Annotated in this window: 19 protein-coding genes; 12 read left to right on the forward strand and 7 right to left on the reverse strand. The window is 70.0% G+C overall.

Going from position 1 to position 19,990, the window contains the following annotated elements; all coding sequences use genetic code 11:
* The 6 genes from R6V09_RS20860 to R6V09_RS20885 all read left to right on the forward strand — a co-directional run.
* Nucleotides 1–1,261, forward strand: a 1,261-nt coding sequence (locus R6V09_RS20860) for an ATP-binding SpoIIE family protein phosphatase (protein WP_317882933.1), incomplete at its 5' end; no start/stop codon positions are given.
* Between the two features lie 81 nt (nt 1,262–1,342).
* Nucleotides 1,343–1,627 carry a hypothetical protein gene (locus R6V09_RS20865; RefSeq protein WP_317882934.1) on the forward strand — a complete coding sequence of 95 codons (285 nt, stop codon included), beginning with the start codon at nt 1,343–1,345 and terminating at the stop codon, nt 1,625–1,627.
* Nucleotides 1,628–1,718: 91 nt separating this feature from the next.
* Complete coding sequence (locus R6V09_RS20870) at nt 1,719–2,786, forward strand: glucose-1-phosphate thymidylyltransferase (RefSeq protein WP_317882935.1); 1,068 nt, start codon at nt 1,719–1,721, stop codon at nt 2,784–2,786.
* Nucleotides 2,783–3,754, forward strand: coding sequence for a dTDP-glucose 4,6-dehydratase (rfbB, locus tag R6V09_RS20875; RefSeq protein WP_317882936.1), 972 nt, complete (start codon nt 2,783–2,785; stop codon nt 3,752–3,754). Before R6V09_RS20870 ends, rfbB begins: the two co-directional genes overlap by 4 nt.
* Nucleotides 3,754–4,635 carry a dTDP-4-dehydrorhamnose reductase gene (rfbD, locus tag R6V09_RS20880; protein WP_317882937.1) on the forward strand — a complete coding sequence of 294 codons (882 nt, stop codon included), beginning with the start codon at nt 3,754–3,756 and terminating at the stop codon, nt 4,633–4,635. The genes rfbB and rfbD overlap by 1 nt, the downstream gene beginning before the upstream one ends.
* Nucleotides 4,632–5,435, forward strand: coding sequence for a class I SAM-dependent methyltransferase (locus R6V09_RS20885; RefSeq protein WP_317882938.1), 804 nt, complete (start codon nt 4,632–4,634; stop codon nt 5,433–5,435). The genes rfbD and R6V09_RS20885 overlap by 4 nt, the downstream gene beginning before the upstream one ends.
* Here the strand turns inward: R6V09_RS20885 and rfbC are convergent.
* From rfbC to R6V09_RS20905, 4 genes are all read right to left on the reverse strand, one after another.
* The gene (gene rfbC, locus R6V09_RS20890) at nt 5,425–6,033 is read right to left on the reverse strand and encodes a dTDP-4-dehydrorhamnose 3,5-epimerase (RefSeq protein ID WP_317882939.1); all 609 of its coding nucleotides are present in this window, start codon (nt 6,031–6,033) and stop codon (nt 5,425–5,427) included. The genes R6V09_RS20885 and rfbC overlap by 11 nt on opposite strands.
* A 39-nt stretch (nt 6,034–6,072) precedes the next feature.
* Nucleotides 6,073–8,037 carry a glycosyltransferase family 2 protein gene (locus R6V09_RS20895; protein WP_317882940.1) on the reverse strand — a complete coding sequence of 655 codons (1,965 nt, stop codon included), beginning with the start codon at nt 8,035–8,037 and terminating at the stop codon, nt 6,073–6,075.
* Nucleotides 8,038–8,173: 136 nt separating this feature from the next.
* Entirely contained in the window at nt 8,174–8,767 is a 594-nt protein-coding gene (locus R6V09_RS20900; protein WP_317882941.1) for an isochorismatase family protein, read from the reverse strand.
* A 98-nt stretch (nt 8,768–8,865) separates the two neighbouring features.
* Nucleotides 8,866–9,327, reverse strand: a complete 462-nt coding sequence (locus tag R6V09_RS20905; protein WP_317882942.1) for a MarR family winged helix-turn-helix transcriptional regulator — start codon at nt 9,325–9,327, stop codon at nt 8,866–8,868.
* A gap of 129 nt (nt 9,328–9,456) precedes the next feature.
* Between R6V09_RS20905 and R6V09_RS20910 the strand changes: the two genes are divergently transcribed.
* Nucleotides 9,457–10,272 (forward strand): SAM-dependent methyltransferase, encoded by an 816-nt coding sequence (locus tag R6V09_RS20910; protein WP_317882943.1) that lies wholly within the window; start codon nt 9,457–9,459, stop codon nt 10,270–10,272.
* A gap of 46 nt (nt 10,273–10,318) precedes the next feature.
* A complete protein-coding gene (locus R6V09_RS20915) occupies nt 10,319–10,819 on the forward strand; it encodes a metallophosphoesterase family protein (RefSeq protein WP_317882944.1) in 501 nt (166 codons plus the stop codon).
* An 8-nt stretch (nt 10,820–10,827) separates the two neighbouring features.
* Here the strand turns inward: R6V09_RS20915 and R6V09_RS20920 are convergent, their stop codons facing one another.
* Entirely contained in the window at nt 10,828–11,934 is a 1,107-nt protein-coding gene (locus R6V09_RS20920; RefSeq protein WP_317882945.1) for an XdhC family protein, read from the reverse strand.
* A 177-nt stretch (nt 11,935–12,111) separates the two neighbouring features.
* Between R6V09_RS20920 and R6V09_RS20925 the strand changes: the two genes are divergently transcribed.
* Nucleotides 12,112–14,115, forward strand: coding sequence for a translation factor GTPase family protein (locus R6V09_RS20925; RefSeq protein WP_317882946.1), 2,004 nt, complete (start codon nt 12,112–12,114; stop codon nt 14,113–14,115).
* Between the two features lie 87 nt (nt 14,116–14,202).
* The gene (locus R6V09_RS20930; RefSeq protein ID WP_317882947.1) at nt 14,203–16,059 is read left to right on the forward strand and encodes a cellulase family glycosylhydrolase; all 1,857 of its coding nucleotides are present in this window, start codon (nt 14,203–14,205) and stop codon (nt 16,057–16,059) included.
* 50 nt (nt 16,060–16,109) lie between these two features.
* On the opposite strand, the gene R6V09_RS20935 is transcribed toward R6V09_RS20930, so the two are convergent.
* A complete protein-coding gene (locus R6V09_RS20935) occupies nt 16,110–17,357 on the reverse strand; it encodes a YncE family protein (protein WP_317882948.1) in 1,248 nt (415 codons plus the stop codon).
* 166 nt (nt 17,358–17,523) lie between these two features.
* Here R6V09_RS20935 and R6V09_RS20940 point away from each other — a divergent pair, with 166 nt between their 5' ends.
* Nucleotides 17,524–18,177, forward strand: coding sequence for a TetR/AcrR family transcriptional regulator (locus tag R6V09_RS20940; protein WP_317882949.1), 654 nt, complete (start codon nt 17,524–17,526; stop codon nt 18,175–18,177).
* A gap of 173 nt (nt 18,178–18,350) precedes the next feature.
* Here R6V09_RS20940 and R6V09_RS20945 read toward each other — a convergent pair whose 3' ends face one another.
* Nucleotides 18,351–19,325: a helix-turn-helix transcriptional regulator gene (locus tag R6V09_RS20945; RefSeq protein ID WP_317882950.1), complete on the reverse strand. Its 975-nt coding sequence runs from the start codon at nt 19,323–19,325 to the stop codon at nt 18,351–18,353.
* A gap of 107 nt (nt 19,326–19,432) precedes the next feature.
* Here R6V09_RS20945 and R6V09_RS20950 point away from each other — a divergent pair, with 107 nt between their 5' ends.
* Nucleotides 19,433–19,831 (forward strand): VOC family protein, encoded by a 399-nt coding sequence (locus tag R6V09_RS20950; protein WP_317882951.1) that lies wholly within the window; start codon nt 19,433–19,435, stop codon nt 19,829–19,831.
* The last annotated feature ends 159 nt before the right edge of the window (nt 19,832–19,990 follow it).

Consider the following 19,990-nt stretch of genomic DNA (forward strand, 5'->3'; position numbering starts at 1 on the left):
TGGACCGGGCGGTCTCGCCGTGCTCCCGCTGTCCGCGGGCGGCCGGGTGTCCGGGGCCTGCCTCATCGGCTGGGACGACCCGCACGTCTTCGGCCCCGACGAACGAGCCCTGCTCACCGCCTCCGCCGGCCTCGCCGGACAGGCCCTGATGCGCGCCCACGCCTTCGACGCCGAACACGAACTCGTCGGCATGCTCCAACGCCAACTGCTCCCGCGCCGGCTGCCGAAACTGCCCGGCGGGGTCGCCGTCGCCCGCTATCTGCCGACCACGGCCGGACTTGAGGTCGGCGGCGACTGGTACGACGTGATCCCGCTGCCCGACAACCACGTCGCCCTCGTCATCGGCGACGTCCAGGGCCACAACGCGGGCGCCGCCACCCTCATGGGCCAGATGCGCACCGCGCTGCGCGCCTACGCCGTCGAGGGACACCCGCCCGACGTCGTCGTCTCGCACGCCAACCGGCTCCTCATCGACCTGGAGACCGACCTCTTCGCCACCTGCTGCTATATGGACGTCGACATGGAGGAGGGCTCCGCCTGGTACGTGCGGGCCGGTCATCTGCCGCCCGTCCTGCGGCATCCGGAAGGCAGCACCGAGATCCCCGACCTGGACGGCGGCCCGCCGCTCGGCGTGGTCACGCAGGCCGACTTCCCGATGAGCCCGCTGCGGCTCCAGCCCGGCACCGTCATCGCCCTCACCACCGACGGCCTCGTGGAGTCCAAGGAGGCCGACATCGACGAGGGCCTCGACCGGCTCGCCCACGGCCTCGCCGTCTCCGACCCCGCCCACCTCGGCCTCGTCGCCGACGCCCTGCTCGGCAACGCCCGCCGCGAGGACGACGTGGCACTGCTCCTCATGCGCTACGACGGCCTCGCCACCCGGCCCCGGCGGGAGAACTGGACGGTGTGGCGCGTCCCGGAGGCGGCCCGGCACGCCCGCCGCTTCACCAAGCGCACCCTCCGCGTCTGGGGCGTCACCGAGGAGACCGACACCATCCTCCTCGTCGTCTCCGAGCTGGTCACCAACGCCCTGGTGCACACCGACGGTCCGGTCCGCCTCGACCTCACCCTCGTCAACCAGCGGTTCCGCGTCGCCGTCGCCGACTCCTCACCGCGTACCCCGGTCAAACCCACCAGCATCGGCTGGGAGGCCACCGGAGGCCGCGGGATCCTCCTCGTCGAGGCCATGTCGGCGGCCTGGGGCACGGTGCCGGTGAGCGGCGGCAAACAGGTGTGGGCCGAGATCGCACTCGACCGGTAGACGGCCGCACGGGTGCCTGTACGGGCACGTAGCGGCAGGTCGGGACGGTCGCGCGCCCTTGCCGTGATGGGGTGCCTGCTTGTGGCACACACCTTCGAAGAACTGGTCGAGAAGCACCGCGCGGCCCAAGCGGCACGCGCCCGGGTCCAGGAGATGCGGGACTCCCTGGGAGCCCCCGCCCACGAATCCTGGACCGAGACCGAGACCGACATCTACGAGACCGCCTGGCGGGCCTGGCGGGATCTCGCCCGTGACATGCAGGCCGCCGCGGACGAATACGCGAAGGACAAGGGCCTCGACCGGACCGAGGTCGAGGCGGACGTGGCACGGGTGGCGGGTGATTTGTCCGGTCCGTCGGGCGACTAGACACCTCATAGCCCCCTCATTGTTGGCCGGTCGTAATAAACGAACATAGGGAGGAACGATGCACGTCCAAAGATGACGCTAAGGTGAAGCGATGAAGGCTCTCGTTCTCTCCGGCGGCACTGGATCCCGCCTGAGGCCGATCACACACACATCGGCAAAACAGCTCGTCCCGGTGGCCAACAAGGCCGTCCTTTTCTACGGGCTCGAATCACTCGCCGACGCGGGCATCACCGAGGTCGGCATCATCGTCGGTGACACCGCGGCGGAGATCGAGGAGGCGGTGGGCGACGGGTCGAAGTTCGGCCTGAAGATCACCTACATCCCGCAGGACCGTCCCCTCGGACTGGCCCACGCCGTACTGATCGCGCGCGAGTACCTCGGCGACGACGACTTCGTGATGTACCTCGGTGACAACTTCATCGTCGGCGGCATCACCGGCCTCGTCGAAGGCTTCCAGGCCAACAAGCCCGACGCGCAGATCCTCCTCACCCACGTGCCCGACCCCCGCTCCTTCGGTGTCGCCGAACTCAGCGAATCCGGCCAGGTCATCGGCCTGGAGGAGAAGCCGGAGCACCCCAAGAGCGACCTCGCTCTGGTCGGTGTCTACCTCTTCACCCCCGCCATCCACGACGCGGTGCGCGCCATCAAGCCGTCCTGGCGCGGCGAGCTGGAGATCACCCACGCCATCCAGCAGCTGATCGACGACGGCGCCGACGTGCGCTCCTCGGTCATCCACGGCTACTGGAAGGACACGGGCAACGTCGTCGACATGCTTGAGGTCAACCGGACCGTCCTGGAGAGCATGGACCGCCGCATCGACGGCGAGGTGGACGACGTCTCCGAGACCATCGGCCGCGTGGTGATCGAAGAGGGCGCGCGCATCGAGCGCTCGCGCATCGTCGGCCCCGTCATCATCGGGTCAGGAACCGTCGTGAGCGACTCCTACGTCGGACCGTTCACCTCGGTCGCGGAGAACTGCAAGATCACCGACAGTGAGCTGGAGTTCTCCATAGTGCTGCAGGACTCGTCCATCGCCGGGGTGGGCCGGATCGAGTCCTCGCTCATCGGCAAGCACGTCGAAGTGACCCCCGCTCCGGGGGTACCCAGCGCCCACCGCCTCGTTCTCGGAGACCACAGCAAGGTGCAGATCCGTTCATGAATCTCCTCGTCACCGGCGCCGCCGGATTCATCGGTTCCACGTACGCCCGCATGCTCCTCGCCTCGGACGCGCCCGACGCGCCCCGCATCACGGTGCTGGACAAGCTCACGTACGCCGGCACGCTCGACAACCTGGAAATAGGCCACCCGCGCCTGGAGTTCGTCCAGGGCGACATCTGCGACGCCGAACTGGTCGACAAGCTGATGGCCGAGGCGGACCAGGTGGTCCACTTCGCGGCCGAGTCCCACGTGGACCGCTCGATCAACGGCGCCGCCGACTTCGTCCGCACCAACGTGGTGGGCACCCAGGTCCTGCTGGACGCGGCCCTGCGCTACCGCACCCCGTTCGTGCACATCTCCACCGACGAGGTCTACGGCTCCATCGAGACCGGCTCCTGGCCCGAGACCCACCCGCTGGCGCCCAACTCGCCGTACTCCGCGTCGAAGGCGTCCTCGGACCTGCTCGCCCTGGCCTACCACCGCACCCACGGCCTGGACGTGCGCGTCACCCGCTGCTCGAACAACTACGGGCCGCACCAGTTCCCCGAGAAGGTCATCCCGCTGTTCGTCAGCAACCTCCTCGACGGCAAGAAGGTCCCCCTCTACGGCGAGGGCCTGAACGTCCGCGACTGGCTGCACGTCGAGGACCACTGCCAGGGCATCGAGCTCGTGCGCACCAAGGGCCGGGCCGGCGAGGTCTACAACATCGGCGGCGGCACCGAGCTCAGCAACAAGGAGCTTACCGGCCTGCTGCTTGAGGCCTGCGGCGCGGGCTGGGACCGGGTCGAGCGTGTCGAGGACCGCAAGGGCCACGACCTGCGCTACTCCGTCGACTGGTCCAAGATCCACGACGAGCTCGGCTACCAGCCGCAGCACGACTTCGCGAGCGGCCTGGCCGACACCGTCGCCTGGTACCGCGACAACCGCGCCTGGTGGGAGCCGCTCAAGGCAAGGGTGGAGCGCGGCTGATGAAGTGGCTGGTCACCGGTGCCGGCGGGATGCTCGGCCACGACGTGCTGGAGGAACTCGCCCGGCGCGGTGAGCAGTTCGTCGGTCTCGACCGCACCGCCCTGGACATCACCGACCCCGCGTCGGTGGACCGGGCGTTCGCGGAGCACCACCCCGACGTGGTGGTGAACTGCGCGGCGTACACCGCCGTCGACGACGCCGAGACCGACGAGGAGCGGGCCCTTCGCATCAACGGCGAGGGGCCCCGGCTCCTCGCCCGCGCCTGCGCCGCCTCGGGCGCGCGGCTGGTCCACGTCTCCACCGACTACGTCTTCGACGGCGAGGCCCGCAGCACGCCGTACCCGGAGAACCACCCCACCGCACCCCGCACCGCCTACGGCCGCACCAAACTCGCGGGCGAGCAGGCCGTGTTGGAGGAACTGCCAGGTGGGAGCGCGATCGTCCGCACGGCTTGGCTGTACGGAGCCTGTGGGGGTAACTTCGTCCGCACGATGATCGAGCTGGAAGCACGTCGCGACACTCTCGACGTCGTCGACGACCAGCACGGACAACCGACCTGGACCGCCGACGTCGCCGTACGGATCGCCGATCTCGGCGCCCGTATCGGCCAGGTCGAAGGCGCGCACGGGGTGTTCCACGCGACCAGCTCCGGCGAGACCAGCTGGCACGGTCTCGCACAGGAGGTGTTCCGGCTCATCGACGCCGACCCGGAGCGCGTCCGCACCACCACGAGCGCGGCCTTCGTCCGTCCCGCGCCCCGCCCCGCCTACAGCGCCCTCGGGCACGAGCGGTGGCGGGAGGTCGGTCTGGAACCGCCGAGGGACTGGCGGTCCGCCCTGCACGAAGCACTTCCTCACATCCGCAAGGAGATTTCTTCGTGAAACGCCATGAGTTCCTGCGGGGGCTCCACAAGTCAACCGCGAACCGCAACTACCTGGAGATCGGCGTCAACGACGGCCGCAGCCTGACGCTCTCCCGGGTGCCCAGTGTTGCGATCGATCCCGCGTTCAAGGTGGTCACGGAGATCCGCTGTGACGTCCACCTGGCCAAGGCGACCAGTGACGACTTCTTCGCCCGGGACAACCCGCTGGTGCACCTGCGCGGCGGCCGTCACCCGCTGCGTCAACTGGCCCGCAGCCGCAGCCCGTTGGGCTGGTGGAAGACCACCACGCTGGACCTGTCGTTCATCGACGGCATGCACCTGTTCGAGTACGCGCTGCGCGACTTCATCAACGTGGAGAAGCACTCGGACTGGGCCAGCGTCATCGTCTTCGACGACATGCTGCCGCGCAGCATCGACGAGGCGGCCCGGGACCGGCACACCGACGCCTGGACCGGTGACGTCTACAAGCTGGTCGAGGTCCTCAACCGTTACCGTCCCGACCTGGTGACGGTCCTGGTCGACACCCAGCCCACGGGTCAGCTCGTGGTCTTCGGCGCCGACCCCAGCAGCACCGTCCTCAAGGACAAGTACGACGAGATCATCGCGGAGTTCGAGGTCCCGGACCCGCAGAAAGTGCCCGAAGCGATCCTGGAGCGCACCACCGCGGTGCAGCCCGAGGCCCTGCTCAACGCCGGCTTCTGGGGTCCCCTCGCCACGGCCCGCAACCGCGGAACCAAGCGGTCCCGCGGCTGGGAGCCCCTGCGCCGCTCGGTGGAGCAGCTCAGCGTCAGTCGCTGAGCTGCCCACTCCGCAGTCGCTCGTAGTAGGCGGAGCAGTCCGCGTAGGACGGAAGAAGTCCTGACTGCTCCGCCTCTGCCAATGTGGGCGCCTCGGCGTCCTTGTCGGACAGCACCGGCTCGAAGCCCTCGGGCCAGGCGATGCCCAGCGCCGGGTCGAGCGGGTTGATCCCGTGCTCACGCCCGGGCGAGTAACCCGTCGAGCACAGGTACACGACCGTCGCGTCGTCGGTCAGGGCCATGAACGCGTGACCGAGACCCTCCGCGAGGAACACGGCGTGCTTGCTGTCGTCGTCCAGCCGGACGGCTTCCCACTGACCGAACGTGGGAGAGCCGACGCGGATGTCCACGATCACGTCGAGGACGGCGCCGCGCACGCACTTGACGTACTTGGCCTGGCTCGGCGGCACGTCGGAGAAGTGCACTCCGCGCACCACACCGCGCCGCGACACCGAGCAGTTGGCCTGGGACAGAGCCAGGTCGTATCCGGTGGCCTCGCGGAACTCCTCACCGCGGTACCACTCGTGGAAACTGCCCCGGTCGTCAGGGAAGACCTTGGGTTCCAGGACCCAGGCGCCTTCAATCCCCAGTGATCGCACGTTCTTCCGTCCTCCATGGCTTGCGTGTGTGGTGCGGTGCTACTTGCTCAGGGCGCGCTTCAGCTTGCGCGCCACCCGGTAGGCCAGCCCCGGCTTGGGCTTGGCGGCCACCGGCTTCGGCGCGGGCTTGGGCTCGGCGGGCTTCGCCTTCGGCGCCGCCTCCACCCGGACACCGCCGGCGTCACCGGCCAGCCGCACCGGCAGCGCGAGGAAGCGCTGGCCGGTCCCGGCCGGGGTCAGGCACACCGAGGCGTTCCACGCCGCGTCCTTCAGGTCCGCCGCGGGCACCTCGGCCGCGAGGCGTGCGCCGGAGGACTCGGGGGAGACCACACCGGGCACGTCCAGGGTCGTACCGGACGCCTTGTGGGTCAGACGCAGCAGTACGTCCGTGGTGGCGGGGACGTAGAAGGGGAGCAGTGCGCCGACGCGGGCGCCGGTGACCGTGAAGTCCTCGGGCTTGAGGTCGGCGAGGCCGAGGCGCTTGCTCGCCTTGTCGACGTCCAGCGAGAAGTTGCCGTGCGGCTCGGTGTAGTACGGGAGCATCACCTGGCCGGAGACGACACCGGCGTGCCCGGCGTTCTCGCCGTGCTGCGGGACCGGGCCGAGGCGGCACTCCTTGTTCCAGGAGCCGATGACGACGCGGACGTAGGTGTCCCAGAGGCCGCTGCCCAGCGGGGCGCCGACCGCGGCGGTGGCCGGGTCGACGGTGGCCGTGGCGTGCAGCACCAGGCGGACGCCGTCGCCGTCGGCGACCGTCTCGTGCGAGATCTGCACGGGCTGGAAGTGCGAGGCGGCGCTGGTGCGTTCGCGGACGACGAGGTCGGCCGTCGCCTTCTTGAAGTTGGCGGTGGCGTCGGCCGTCAGCATGGCGGTCGCCTCGGCGAGGGTCTTCGGCTCCGGGTGCTTGGGAGCCGGGGCGCCCTTGGCCTCGAAGATCGCCGGCTTGCCGTCGATGACGAACTCGGCCTGGTAGTGGACCAGCAGCTTGCCGTCCCGCCACTCGATCTCGCCGGGGACGGCCGTCGGCTTGAGGGAGGCCTCCCACTCGGCGAGCTCGACGAGGTCGTCGTAGCGGTCGGCGGCGGCGAGGGCGGCGACGACCCGCAGCCGCGGGCCGAGACCGGCTGCGACACCGGGGCCGAAGCGCTCGGTCATGACACCGCGGATCTCCTTGAGGAGTTCGCGGCGGTAGTCGTCGGGGGCCTTCAGGAGCCGACCGCCGCCGAGGCGCTCCATCATCTCGACGCGCAGCCAGCGGCGGAAGATCCTGTCGCGGGCCGGACCCGGCTCGGTGTACTTCTCGACGACGTCGAGGGCCTCGCGCAGGTTCTTGAAGTAGCCGACGGGGTCGAAGCGCTGGAAGCCGGCGTTCGAGGCGTCGTCACGCTTGATGTGGTAGTAGCAGACGTAGTCGCTGAGCACGGCGACGTTGTCCGCGGCGAGGTAGGCCTCCGTCACGAAGACGTGGTCCTCCAGGCGGCGACGCCCCTCCGGGAACCGCAGGTTGATGCGGTCGAGGAACGCGCGGCGGAGCATCTTGTGCGGGGTGAGGCTGTCCATCAGCGGCGCGGTCTCGACCGACGCGTGCGGGTAGTTCTTGCGGAACAGCTCCACGGGGACGGCGCGGCCCTTGCCGGCCATCTTGCCGACGATGACATCGGCGCCGTTGGCCACGCCGTACTCGTACATCCGCTCAAGGGCCTCGTCGCCCAGGTAGTCGTCGTTGTCGACGAACATGACGAACTCGCCCTTGGAGGCGGCGATGCCGACGTTCCGGGGCTTGCCCGACCAGCCGGAGGCCTCCTGGTGGATGACGTGCATGTGGGGGTGCTCGGCGGCGATCTCGTCGAGCCGCGCGGGCGTGCCGTCCGTCGAGCCGTCGTCGACGAAGATCGCCTCGTACTCGTCGTTAGGCAGCGACTGCCTGAGGAGAGAGGAGATGCAATCCTCGATATAAGGCCCTGGGTTGTACACAGGGACGACGACACTGACTTTGACCGACATCCGGCTTCTGGCCCCCTTGTTTGCGCCGCCCGTCCCCAGTCGTGGAACGGCGCGGTGGGCTGATGCTAACCCGGTCTGTCTCGATGCCGCCCATTGGGCCGGTGTTGGGCAACGGTTAACCCGACGTGGACGGACGTCACCTCACGTCGTGGGACTTGGCCAGAAGTTCCAGGATTTCGGCGGAGGTTCCCGTTTCGCCCAGGCGCGGGAAGATCCGCTCGACGCTGTGGGCGTGCGAGACGGGGTCCAGGTCGCTCATCGCGTCCGTGGCCAGGGTCACGTGATAGCCGTGCTCGTGGGCCGCCCGGGCGGTGGACTCGACGCCGATGCTGGTGGCGATGCCGGTCAGCACGATCTGCGTGACACCGCGGCGGCGCAGCTGCACGTCGAGGTCGGTGCCGTGGAAGGCACCCCAGTTCCGCTTGACCACGTGGATGTCGGCCGGGTGCCCGGCCAGTTCGTCGACGATGACGTCCCAGCCCTCGGGGCGGGCCGCGCCGCTGGGCCGCTGCTGCTCACTGCGGCCGGGGACCGCGTCGGCGCCGTCGGCCGCGAAGGTGACCCGGACCAGGACCACGGGAAGGTCGGCGGCCCGGAAGGAGTCCGCGAGTTCGACGGTACGGGCGACGACCTCGGGCCCGCTGTACGGCTGGGTCGGGGCGCCGACGACGCCGCCCTGGAGGTCGATCACGACGAGGGCGGTACGCGGGTCGAGGGTGGTGAGTGCCATGGGGGAGGCCTTTCAGGAGTTACGGGGGCTCAGGTGGTTGATGAAGTGAGGGTGCGCAGGGAACGGCCGGGCAGGGTGGTGTCCGGGTGAGCTTCGGTTCACTGCTCCGACAGCCGTTCCAGCAGTGTCAGCGCGTCGATGATCGTCCGCCGTTCCCGCTCGGTGTAGCGGTCCTCGAAGGCGCGCGCGAGCCACTCCTCACGGATCTGCCGGTTGTCCTCGACGCGCTCGCGCCCCGCTTCGGTGAGGGTGACCAGTTGTCTGCGGCCGTCCTCGGGGTCGGGGCCGCGCCGGATCAGCCCGTGCTGGTCGAGGGCGGCGAGAGTGGCGGCCATCGACTGCGGCCTGACGCCTTCGGCCGACGCCAGCGCGCTGGCCGTGGCCGCGCCGTGCTTGCCGACCAGGGTGAGCGCCGACTCCTGCGAGGGAGTCAGGTCCTCGTCCGTCGCGACCTCGCGGATCCGGCGGCGCAGCCGGCTGAACACCACCCGCAGATCCCGCGCGGAGCGGGCCGCCGAGTCCGAGATGCCGGCCGGTGCAGGGGAGCGCTGCTGGTCCATGGGCGCCACCGTAGAACCGGCAGTGGAAACTGTCCAGTTACAACTGAACAGTCTGCCCTGAAGATCCCTCCGAGTGCACTACCCTGTGCGCCGGCAGAGGTACCGAGGGCGAGCGGGGAGCGGATCGCGATGAACGAGCACTCAGCAGGCGGAACGGCCCCGATCGACTCGTCCGTGGCACACCCCGCCCGCGTCTACAACGCCTGGCTGGGCGGCAAGGACAACTACCCCGTCGACCAGGAGGCCGCCGAGCTGGCCGCCGCGGCCAACCCGGAGATCGTCCCCGCGGTCCGCGCCAACCGGGCCTTCCTGGGGCGGGCGGTACGCGAACTGAGCGGCAAGGCGGGGATCCGCCAGTTCCTCGACATCGGCACCGGCATACCGGCCGCGGACAACACCCACGAGGTGGCCCAGCGCGTCGACCCCGAGGCACGCGTCGTCTACGTCGACAACGACCCGATCGTCCTGGCACACGCGCGTGCGCTCCTCGTCAGCAGCCGGGAAGGCGCGACGGACTACCTGGAGTCGGACCTGCGCGACGTGGACCGCATCCTCACCGCCGCGGCCGGGACCCTCGACCTCTCCCGGCCGGTGGGGCTGATGCTGGTCGCGATCCTCCAGTACGTCCCCGACCGCGACGACCCATACGCCATCACCCGGCGCCTCCTGGACGCGCTCGCCCCCGGCAGCCACCTCGTCCTCTCCCACCCGGCGGCCGACATCGGCGCCGAGGAGGTCGCCGAGTCGATGCGCGTCTACAACGAACGCGCCGCCGAACACGCGGGCGCCACCCCGCGCACGCACGCCGACGTCACCCGCTTCTTCGACGGCACGGAGATCCTCGACCCCGGTGTCGTCCAACTCCCCGTCTGGCGTCCCGACCCCGAAGACACCCCGGCGACCGGTCCCCTCCCGATGTGGTGCGGCGTGGGCGTCAAGCCGTGACGGAGCGGCGCCGTCCGTGAAACCGACCGGCGCCTAGGCTGACCCCGTGCGTTTGCTCCTGATGTCCGACACCCATCTCCCCAAGCGCGCCAAGGAACTCCCCGCGCGGCTCCTCGCCGAACTCCCGCGCGCCGACGTCGTGTTCCACGCCGGCGACTGGGTCGACACCGCCACCCTCGACCTGCTGGAGAGCCGCAGCCGCCGGCTCGTCGGTGTGTACGGCAACAACGACGGCCCCGAACTGCGCGCCCGGCTCCCCGAGGTGGCGTACGCCGAACTCGGCGGCCTGCGCTTCGGCACCGTGCACGAGACGGGTCCCGCCCCGGGCCGTGAGGCGCGCTGCGCGGCCCGCTTCCCGGACCTGGACGTGCTGGTCTTCGGACACAGCCACATCCCCTGGGACACCACGGCCCCCACCGGTCTACGGCTGCTCAACCCGGGCTCCCCGACGGACCGGCGCCGCCAGCCGCACTGCACCTACCTGACGGCGACGGTCATGGACGGCACGCTGACGGACCTCGTACTGCACCGGCTGCCGCCGAGGTGACCCACCGCTCACCCGGAGGGCGCCCGGTGGATCGCCCCCGCCACCCCCGTCAACGGCATCCCCGTGCCGCTCCACCGCAGCGCGACGATCTCGGCGGCCACGGAGACGGCCACCTCCTCCGGGGTGCGGGCGCCGAGGTCCAGGCCGATCGGTGAGCGCAGCCGGGCCAACTCGCCCTCGCCGAGGTCGGATTCGAGCAGTCGCCGCATACGGTCGTCGTGGGTGCGGCGGCTGCCCATCGCCCCGATGTACGCGGCCGGCCGGCGCAGTGCCTCCTCCAGCAGCGGTACGTCGAACTTCGGGTCGTGGGTCAGGACGCAGATCACCGTCCGCTCGTCGGTGTCCGTGCCGGCCAGATACCGGTGCGGCCAGTCCACGATCACCTCGACGCCGGCCGGGAAGCGCTTGGGCGTCGCGAACACCGGGCGGGCGTCGCACACCGTGACCCGGTAGCCGAGGAAGTCACCGATCCGGGCGACCGCAGCCGCGTAGTCGATGGCGCCGAAGACCAGCATCCGGGGCGGCGGCGCGAAGGAGTGCAGAAACACGGTGACGGAGTCCTCGCGTCGCTCGCCGCGAGGTCCGTAGTGCCGCAACCCGGTTGCCCCGAGGGCGAGTTCACCGCGCGCGTCGGCGGTGACCGCCACATCGAGACCGGTCGTGCCGAGGGTGCCGCCCACCGTGTCGGGCCAGACGGCGAGGGTGGCTCCGCGCGGCGCCGGACCGTCGATCACGGTCGCCACCGTCACCGGCTCGTGCGCGGCGACCGACCGGGCCACCGCCCCGAACGTGGGATCGGCCTCCGGCGTGACGGGCCGTACCAGCACGGTGATCTCGCCGCCGCAGGTGAGCCCGACCGCGAAGGCGTCCTCGTCGCTGTACCCGAAGGTCTCCAGGCGCGCCTCGCCGCTCGCCACCACCTCCCGCGCCAGTTCGAAGACCGCCCCCTCCACGCAGCCCCCGGACACACTGCCGAGGACCTCGTCGTCCGGGCCCACGGCCATGGCCGCTCCGGGGTCGCGCGGCGTGCTGCGGCTGACCGCGACGACGGTGGCCAGGCCGAACGGTTCCCGGGCCGCGTACCAGCGACCGAGCTCCGGGAGAATCTCCCGCACGACACGCTCCTCTCACCGCCGTAGTCCCGCTACGGACGTTAATCCGTTGGCGTCGCCCCCGCTGCTCTGCTGCACTGATCGGTATCCGTCACCGACGACCGAGGAGCACTGAGATGCGCGCACCGTTCATGTCCGCCCAGGAAGGAAGGCCCCCCTCAGCTAAGGACATGACACCAGGTGCACTTGCTCAACCTCGGTATCCTCGCCCACGTAGACGCGGGTAAGACCAGCCTGACCGAACGGCTGCTGCACTCGGCCGGTGTGATCGACGAGATCGGCAGCGTCGACGACGGCAGCACCCGCACCGACACGCTCGCACTGGAGCGGCAGCGCGGCATCACCATCAAGTCCGCCGTCGTTTCGTTCCCCATCGACGACGTGACCGTCAACCTCATCGACACCCCCGGCCACCCGGACTTCATCGCCGAGGTGGAGCGGGTGCTCGGCGTGCTGGACGGCGCCGTCCTGGTCGTCTCGGCGGTCGAGGGCGTCCAGCCGCAGACCCGCGTCCTGATGCGCACGCTCCAGCGACTGCGCATCCCGACACTCCTCTTCGTCAACAAGATCGACCGACGCGGGGCCCGCTACGACGACCTGCTGCGGGCGATCTCCGACCGGCTCAAGGCGGCGGTCGTGCCGATGGGCTCGGTCGAGGACATCGGCACTCCGGGGGCCGGTTTCCGGCCGGGCCTCGACCCGGGCGCACCGGCCGTCCTCGCCGACCACGACGACGAACTGCTCGCCGCCTACGTCGAGAACACCGTGTCCTACGACCACCTGCGCACGGCCCTCGCCACCCAGACCCGCGAGGCCCTCGTGCACCCGGTCTACTTCGGCTCCGCCATCACGGGCGCCGGCGTGGACGCGCTGATCACCGGCATCCAGGAACTGCTCCCCGCCGCCGAGGGCGACCCCGAAGGCCCGCTCTCCGGCACGGTGTTCAAGGTCGAGCGCGGTCCGGCGGGAGAGAAGGTCGCTTACGCGCGGATGTTCTCCGGCACCCTCCGCACCCGCGACCGGATCACCTTCGGCGACGACGGCGAGGAGGGCAAGGTCACCGCGATCAGCGTCTTCGACCATGGCACGGACATCGGCTCCGACTCCGTCCCGGCGGGCCGGATCGGTCGGCTGCGGGGCCTCGGCGAGATCAGGATCGGCGACGCGATCCAGGGGTTCCCCGGCACGAGCGCGGCCGAGCGCGGGGGAGTGGCGAGGAAGGCGTACGAGCACTTCTTCGCGCCGCCGACCCTCGAAACCGTCGTCGTCCCGGGCCCGGACGCCGACCGGCGGGCTCTGCACCTGGCCCTGACCCAACTCGCCGAACAGGACCCGCTGATCGGCCTGCGCCACGACGAGGTGCGCCAGGAGACCGCGGTCTCCCTCTACGGCGAGGTCCAGAAGGAGGTCATTCAGGCCACGCTGGCCGACGAGTTCGGGGTGCGGGTCACCTTCCGTGAGACGACCCCGCTGTGCATCGAGCGGCCCGTCGGCACGGGCGCGGCGGCCGAGTTCATCAAGAAGGACGAGAACCCGTTCCTCGCCACGGTCGGCCTGCGTGTCGACCCGGGTCCGGTCGGCTCCGGTGTGCGGTTCGCTCTCGAAGTCGAGCTGGGCGCCATGCCGTACGCCTTCTTCAAGGCCGTCGAGGACACCGTGCGCGAGACGCTCGGACAGGGGCTGCACGGCTGGCGGTTCACCGACTGCGTGGTCACCATGACGCGCTCCGGGTACTGGCCCCGGCAGAGCCACGCACACCAGGGCTTCGACAAGAGCATGTCGAGCACCGGCGCAGACTTCCGTGCGCTGACCCCGCTCGTCCTCGTCGAGGCGCTGCGGCGGGCGGGGAGCCAGGTCCACGAGCCGATGCACCGGTTCCGCGTCGAGGCCCCGGCCGACACCCTCGGCGCACTGCTCCCGGTCCTCGCCGCGGTGCGCGCCGTACCGCAGACCACCGAGACGCGGGGGCGGCTCTGTGTGCTGGAAGGGATGGTCCCGGCGGCCCAAGTGCACGGTCTTGAGCGCCAGTTGCCGGGGCTGACGCGAGGGGAGGGGGAGTGGGAGAGCGCCTTCGACCACTACGCGGCCGTCACGCACGGGACGGTTCCGGAGCGGGCGCGCACCGACCACAACCCGCTGAACCGGAAGGAGTACCTGCTGAACGTGACGCGCCGGGTGGCCTGAAAAGTGTCAACAGAGCCTGCAGAGTGCGAACTTACCGGTGAGTCAGAAGTGTTGACAGTGTCCGGAAACCACCGGACTGTAGTGGACATGACGAATGTCCGGGCGCGTTTGCTCGTTGTCCTGGTTGTCCTCTGCGGATTCCTGTCGGTGCTGGGTGCTGGTCCCGCCACCGCCGCCACCCCAACCGACTCCCTCTGGTTCGACGGCTCGTCGCTGACCGTGCAGAACGGCAGCTTCGTCGACAGCTACGGCCGCCAGGTCGTGCTGCGCGGCTACAACGTCTCCGGTGAGACCAAACTGGCGGAGAACGACGGCCTCCCCTTCGCCTCGGTCGCCGACGCGAAGAAGTCCGCGACCGCGCTGCGCGCCCTCGGCGGCGGCAACTCGGTCCGCTTCCTGCTCTCCTGGGCTTACGCCGAACCCGTCCGAGGTCAGGTCGACACCACGTACCTGGCCGCCGCCACCGCGCAGATGCAGGCGTTCCTCGACGCCGGCATCCGTGTCTACCCCGACTTCCACCAGGACCTCTACTCCAAGTACCTGTTCAACAGCGGCAGTTGGTACACCGGCGACGGCGCCCCCAAGTGGGCCGTGGCGCTGGGGAGTTACCCGCAGGAGTACTGCGGCATCTGCCTCTTCTGGGGTCAGAACATCACCCAGAACGCGGCCGTGACGGAGGCCCAGTACGACTTCTGGCACAACAACTACGGCCTCCAGGACTCCTTCCTCGCCACCGCACAGTCGACCATGACGTACATCCAACAGCACCTGAGCACCGACGAGTTCGCGGGTGTCGTCGGCTTCGACCCGTACAACGAGCCCTTCGCGGGGACCTACGACTCGGGTCAGACCAGCCGGACCTGGGAGCAGAACCTGCTCTGGCCGTTCTACGTGAAGTTCCGCGCGCGGATGGACGCGGCCGGCTGGAGCGCCAAGCCCGCCCTCGTCGAACCGAACCTCTTCTGGAACTCCAACATCTCCAGTCAGGTGCAGGAGGGCGGACTCCTCGACGCGGGCACGCTCGGCTCGCGTTACGTCTTCAACACCCACTTCTACGACCAGAAGGCGATCTCCGGCATCCTGATGTGGGGGAACGCGGCCGACGGCCAGTACTCGACCGACTTCGGCACGGTCCGTGACCGGGCCACCGCGGCCGGCACCGCCGCCATCGTCAGCGAGTTCGGGCATCCGCTGTCCGGTTCGGTCGCGGGCAAGGCGCCGACCGTCCTCAAGGCGATGTACCAGGCCCTCGACTCCCGCCTGCCGGGCTCCACCTGGTGGTCCAACCCGGCCGGCTCCGGCCCGGTCCTGTCCGGTACGCAGTGGCAGTGGGACATCTACAACGGCCGCCACAGCGAGCTGATGAACGACAACCCCGACAAGGTGCTCACCTCCGGCGACGCCTGGAACGACGAGGACCTCTCGGCCGTCAACATGACGGACTCCGGCACGGTGACACTCCGTCAGGACACCCGTCTCCTCGACCGGATCTACCCGAGCGCGACCGCCGGCACCACGGTCGCCTTCACCTACGAGGACCGCTCCCGCGACGGCTCCACGACCCTGACCTGGAACCCGGTCCCCAGCACACTGCCGAACGTGTCCTCGCTGGTCGGCTCCGGCCAGTACGGCCTGCTGATGTGGCGCTCCAACAGCTCCACCGCCCCGACCGAACTCCACCTCCCGGCGTCCTTCCCGGCCGCGTCCACCACCGTGGTCTCCGACCTGGGCGCGATCTCGGGGGTCCCGGCGTACACGACATCGACCCCGATCGGCTACGCCAACGAACCGGGCGGCACCGGAAGCCACCGCCTCCTGCTCTCCGCCTCCGGCTCGGGAACCCTGCACTACGCCCTGATCACCAACGGCGCGTCGAGCCCCTCCTCGACGCTGCTGAGCGCGGCCAAGTCCGAACTGGCCGCATGGGCGGCAGCGCACAGCTGAGAAACGCAACGGCACCGATCCCCGCGGGGACCGGTGCCGTTGACGTTCTCTCAACTCGCGGACGGGCTCGTCCAGTCGGCCTGTACATGGCCCAGCCGTACGCGCTGCGGATGGTCGCCCACCGGAACGGAGAGCACCTTCTGCCCGGTGGCGAAGTCGATGGCCGTCACCTGGTCGGCGCCGGCCTCCGAGATGACGCAGTCCTTGCCGTCACCGCTCACGGTCGCCCAGTACGGCGTGGACGCCGTGACGAGCGGTCCCTCCTGCAGGGTGGCCCGGTCCACGATCGTCGCGTAGTTGTCCATCGTCCCGGCGACGCACAGCTTTGTGCCCTCGGGGTTCATCGAGATGCCGTGATGACGCGAGTCGAGCAGCCAGGTGGTGCGGTCGGTGCTGGTCGCGGGATTCGCCGGGAGCGTCTTCACGCGGGTGATCTTGTCGGTGGCGACGTCGTACTCCAGGAAGCCGTTGAAGAACGACACCTGGAAGTACAGCTTGGACCAGTCCGGACTGAATGCGGCGGGGCGGACCGCGTCCGAGAAGTTCGTGAGGCCGATCGCGTCCAGCCGGTCCCGCATGTCGATGATCTTGACCTGCTTGAACGTGGTGGCGTCGACGACGGTGATGTGCCGGTCGCCCTTGGTCCAGTCCCAGACCGGATCGTCGAGGGCGGTGGTGACCTCGCCGATCGCCATGTTCCAGATGTACTTGCCGCCGTTGGTGAAGAAGTTCTCGTGCGGCTTGTCGCCGGTGGCGAACTCGCCCAGTTCGGCGCCGGTGTTGATGTCCAGCACCTGCACCTTGTTGGCGGTCGAGGCCGAGACCGCGACGCGGGTTCCGTCGGGGGAGACCGCCATGTGGTCGGCGCGGTAACCGGCCACCGGGAAACGCCAGTTGACGGTGTCGGTGGCGAGGTTGATCGACACCACGTCGGCGAAACTGGGGCGGGAGACGACGAGGGACTTGCCGTCCGGCGTGGAGTACATGTCGTCCACGTACTGGTCGTGTCCCTGTCCGACCTCGTTGTGGATGGACGTGTAGTAGATCCACTTGATCGGGTCGGCGTTGATCTCCGCCAGCCGCGCCGCCTTGTCGGGGACGATGTTGAGCTGCCCGATCTTCGCGAAGTCGCCGGTGGACTTGATGACGTCCGCGGTGCCGTCCCAGTTGTTGCCCACGAACAGCACCTCGCGCAGAGCGGCGGAGGAGTCGGCTGTGGCGGCCGTCGCGGGAGCGGCTACGGTCAGGACGAGGGCGGCGGCCATGGAGCAAAGGTGCCTGGGTCTGAAGGCAGGCATGACTGCTCTCTTCTGTGAGGTGAGAGGGATGCCGGGGTGGCGTGAAGAAATCTGAACACGCGCGAATTCAGAATGAACTTACTGAAAAGTAAGGAAGAGCCCTCTTCTCCGCAAGACTGCGGACACGACAAGATTGGGCGATGGCCGACGAGACAGAGGTGTGACAGTGGCGGGCAGGCTCAAGGCGCCGACCGGTCGATACGGCGGCAAGTCCGCCGAGGAGCGGCAGGCCGAGCGGCGCGGACGCTTCCTGGACGCCGCGCTCCAGCTCTTCGGCGACACCCCCGGCTACCGCGGCACGACCGTCGCCGCGCTCAGCGAGGCCGCGGGGCTGTCCACCCGGCAGTTCTACGAGGAGTTCCGCAGCCTGGAAGACGTGCTGGCCGCGCTCCACCTCCAGGTCAACGACTGGGCCGAGAAAGCCGTACTGGCCGCGCTCACCACCGCCGACGGCCTGCCGCTCGCCGAGCGGGCGACCGCGATCTTCCACGCCTACGCCGCGAACGTCACCGGCGACCCGCGCCGCATCCGCATCACCTTCGTCGAGATCATCGGCGTCAGCCCACGGCTGGAGGAACAGCGGCTGGCCCGCCGCGCCCGCTGGATCAACCTCATCCGCGGCGAGGCGAGGGCCGCGGCCCAGCGAGGGGAGGCGGCGCGACGCGACTACCGCATCGCCGCGGCGGCCTTCATCGGCAGCGTGAACGGCCTGCTCCACGACTGGAGCGCGGGGTGGGTGGACGCCACGCTGGACGAGATCGTCGACGAACTGGTCCGGCAGCTGCTGGGCATCATGCAGCCGCCGGGGTGGAGCGGGTAGGGCCTGTCGTCAAATTCCCGTCGTCCGCCCGGAGGGCGGGCCTCGCGGCGTCAGGTGCGTCCTCTCGGAGTGCCGGGCGCAGGCCCTCGTACTGGTTGTACGTGGGTCTGCGCCCGGTGCGCCGAGAGTGCGTGCATGGCGTCGCGAGGCAGGCGGGAATTTGACGACAGGCCCTAGGGCGACTCCGCGGTCGCGCACTCGTCCAGGCGGCGGGCCAGCGCGCGTACGAGATCGCGCAGGGCGGTGGGGCGTTCGATGACGAACGGGCGGTCGAGGGCGGCGAGGACGGGCGGAATCCAGTCCAGCCGCTCGGCCCGGATCCGGACGTGAACCCAGTCGGCGCCCTCGTCGGGCGTGGTCACGGTGGCGATCTCGGCCGGGAGATGCCCGCGGATGTGCTGCACACTGCCCCGGATCCGCAGTGACACGTCATGCGTCCACGGCGTGCGCGCGAGGCTGTCCAGCACTGTTGCCGCCGGGTCGAACTCCGCCGGTACGTCGAACGAGCCGGAGCGCACGCGCAGTGCGGTGACGCGGTCCAGGCGGAAGGTGCGGACCTCACCGTCGGCCGGGTCGGCGCCGGTCAGATACCAGCGCCCGGCATGCGCCACGAGACCGTACGGCAGGACCGTACGGTCGCTTGCGCGGCCCTTCCGGTCGGTGTAGCCGATCGCCACCGGCCGCCGATGGAGTGCGGCCTCGGCGAGTTCGAGCAGTACCTCCGTCTCCGGTGCGGTGGCGGCGCGCGGTCGCGCGGTGAAGTCGGCGGTGTCGAGCAGTGCGTCGAGCCGTCGGCGCAGGGTGGCGGGCAGTACCCGCAGCAGTTTCGCCGTGGCGCTCTCGCTCGCCGCGGCGGACGTGGTGACGAGCCCTGCCTTCCGGCCGGCCAGCAGACCGAGCACCACGGCGAGGGCCTCCTCGTCCGTGAGCATCAGCGGGGGCATCCGATAGCCGGGAGCGAGCCGATAGCCGCCGTAGCGACCGCGTACCGAGTCGACCGGCACGCCCAGTTCCAGCAGGTGGCCGACGTAGCGGCGGACCGTGCGTTCGTCGACACCGAGCCGCGCTGCCAGGTCGGGGACGGTGCGGAGGCCGCCTCCCTGGAGGATTTCCAGCAGGGCCAGCACGCGCGCGGTCGATGTGGTCACCCGGAAAGTCTGCCTCGGATAGCGGGCGGAAGCTGTCCGGTATCGGTCCTAGCGTGGGAGACGCCGCTTCATCCGGCACCGCACACGATCTCTGACAGGAAGCCGCCATGAACTTCGTCTCGATCCGTGTCATCACCGACGACGTCGCCCGTCTCGTCGGGTTCTACGAACAGGTCACCGGTGTCCCGGCCACCTGGTCGACCCCCGACTTCGCTGAACTCGCCACCCCCGCCTGCACGTTGGCGGTCGCGAGCACCCGCACCGTGGCACTGTTCGGCACGGGTTCCGCACAACCCGCCGCCAACCGCTCGGTGATCACCGAGTTCCGCGTGGCGGATGTCGACGCCGAATTCGAGCGCCTGGCGTCCTTCGACTGCGAGATCGTCCAGAAGCCGACGACGATGCCGTGGGGCAACCGCTCCCTCCTCTTCCGCGACCCCGACGGCAACCTCGTCAACTTCTTCACGCCGGTCACCGCCGAGGCTGTGGCACGACAGCAGCGCTAGGTCAGTTCGTCGAGGGCGGCGAGCACGGGAGCCGTACCGTCCTCGGCACGCACCCGGGCGCCGAGGGCCTGTGCGCGCTCGGCGCAGGCGGGGTCGCGGGTGGCCCGTACGAGTGCGGCGGACAGGGTGTCGGCGGTGAGCCCGCGCAGCGGTACGGCG

The sequence above is a fragment of the Streptomyces sp. W16 genome (assembly GCF_033194735.1).
In the GTDB taxonomy this organism is placed as follows: domain Bacteria; phylum Actinomycetota; class Actinomycetes; order Streptomycetales; family Streptomycetaceae; genus Streptomyces.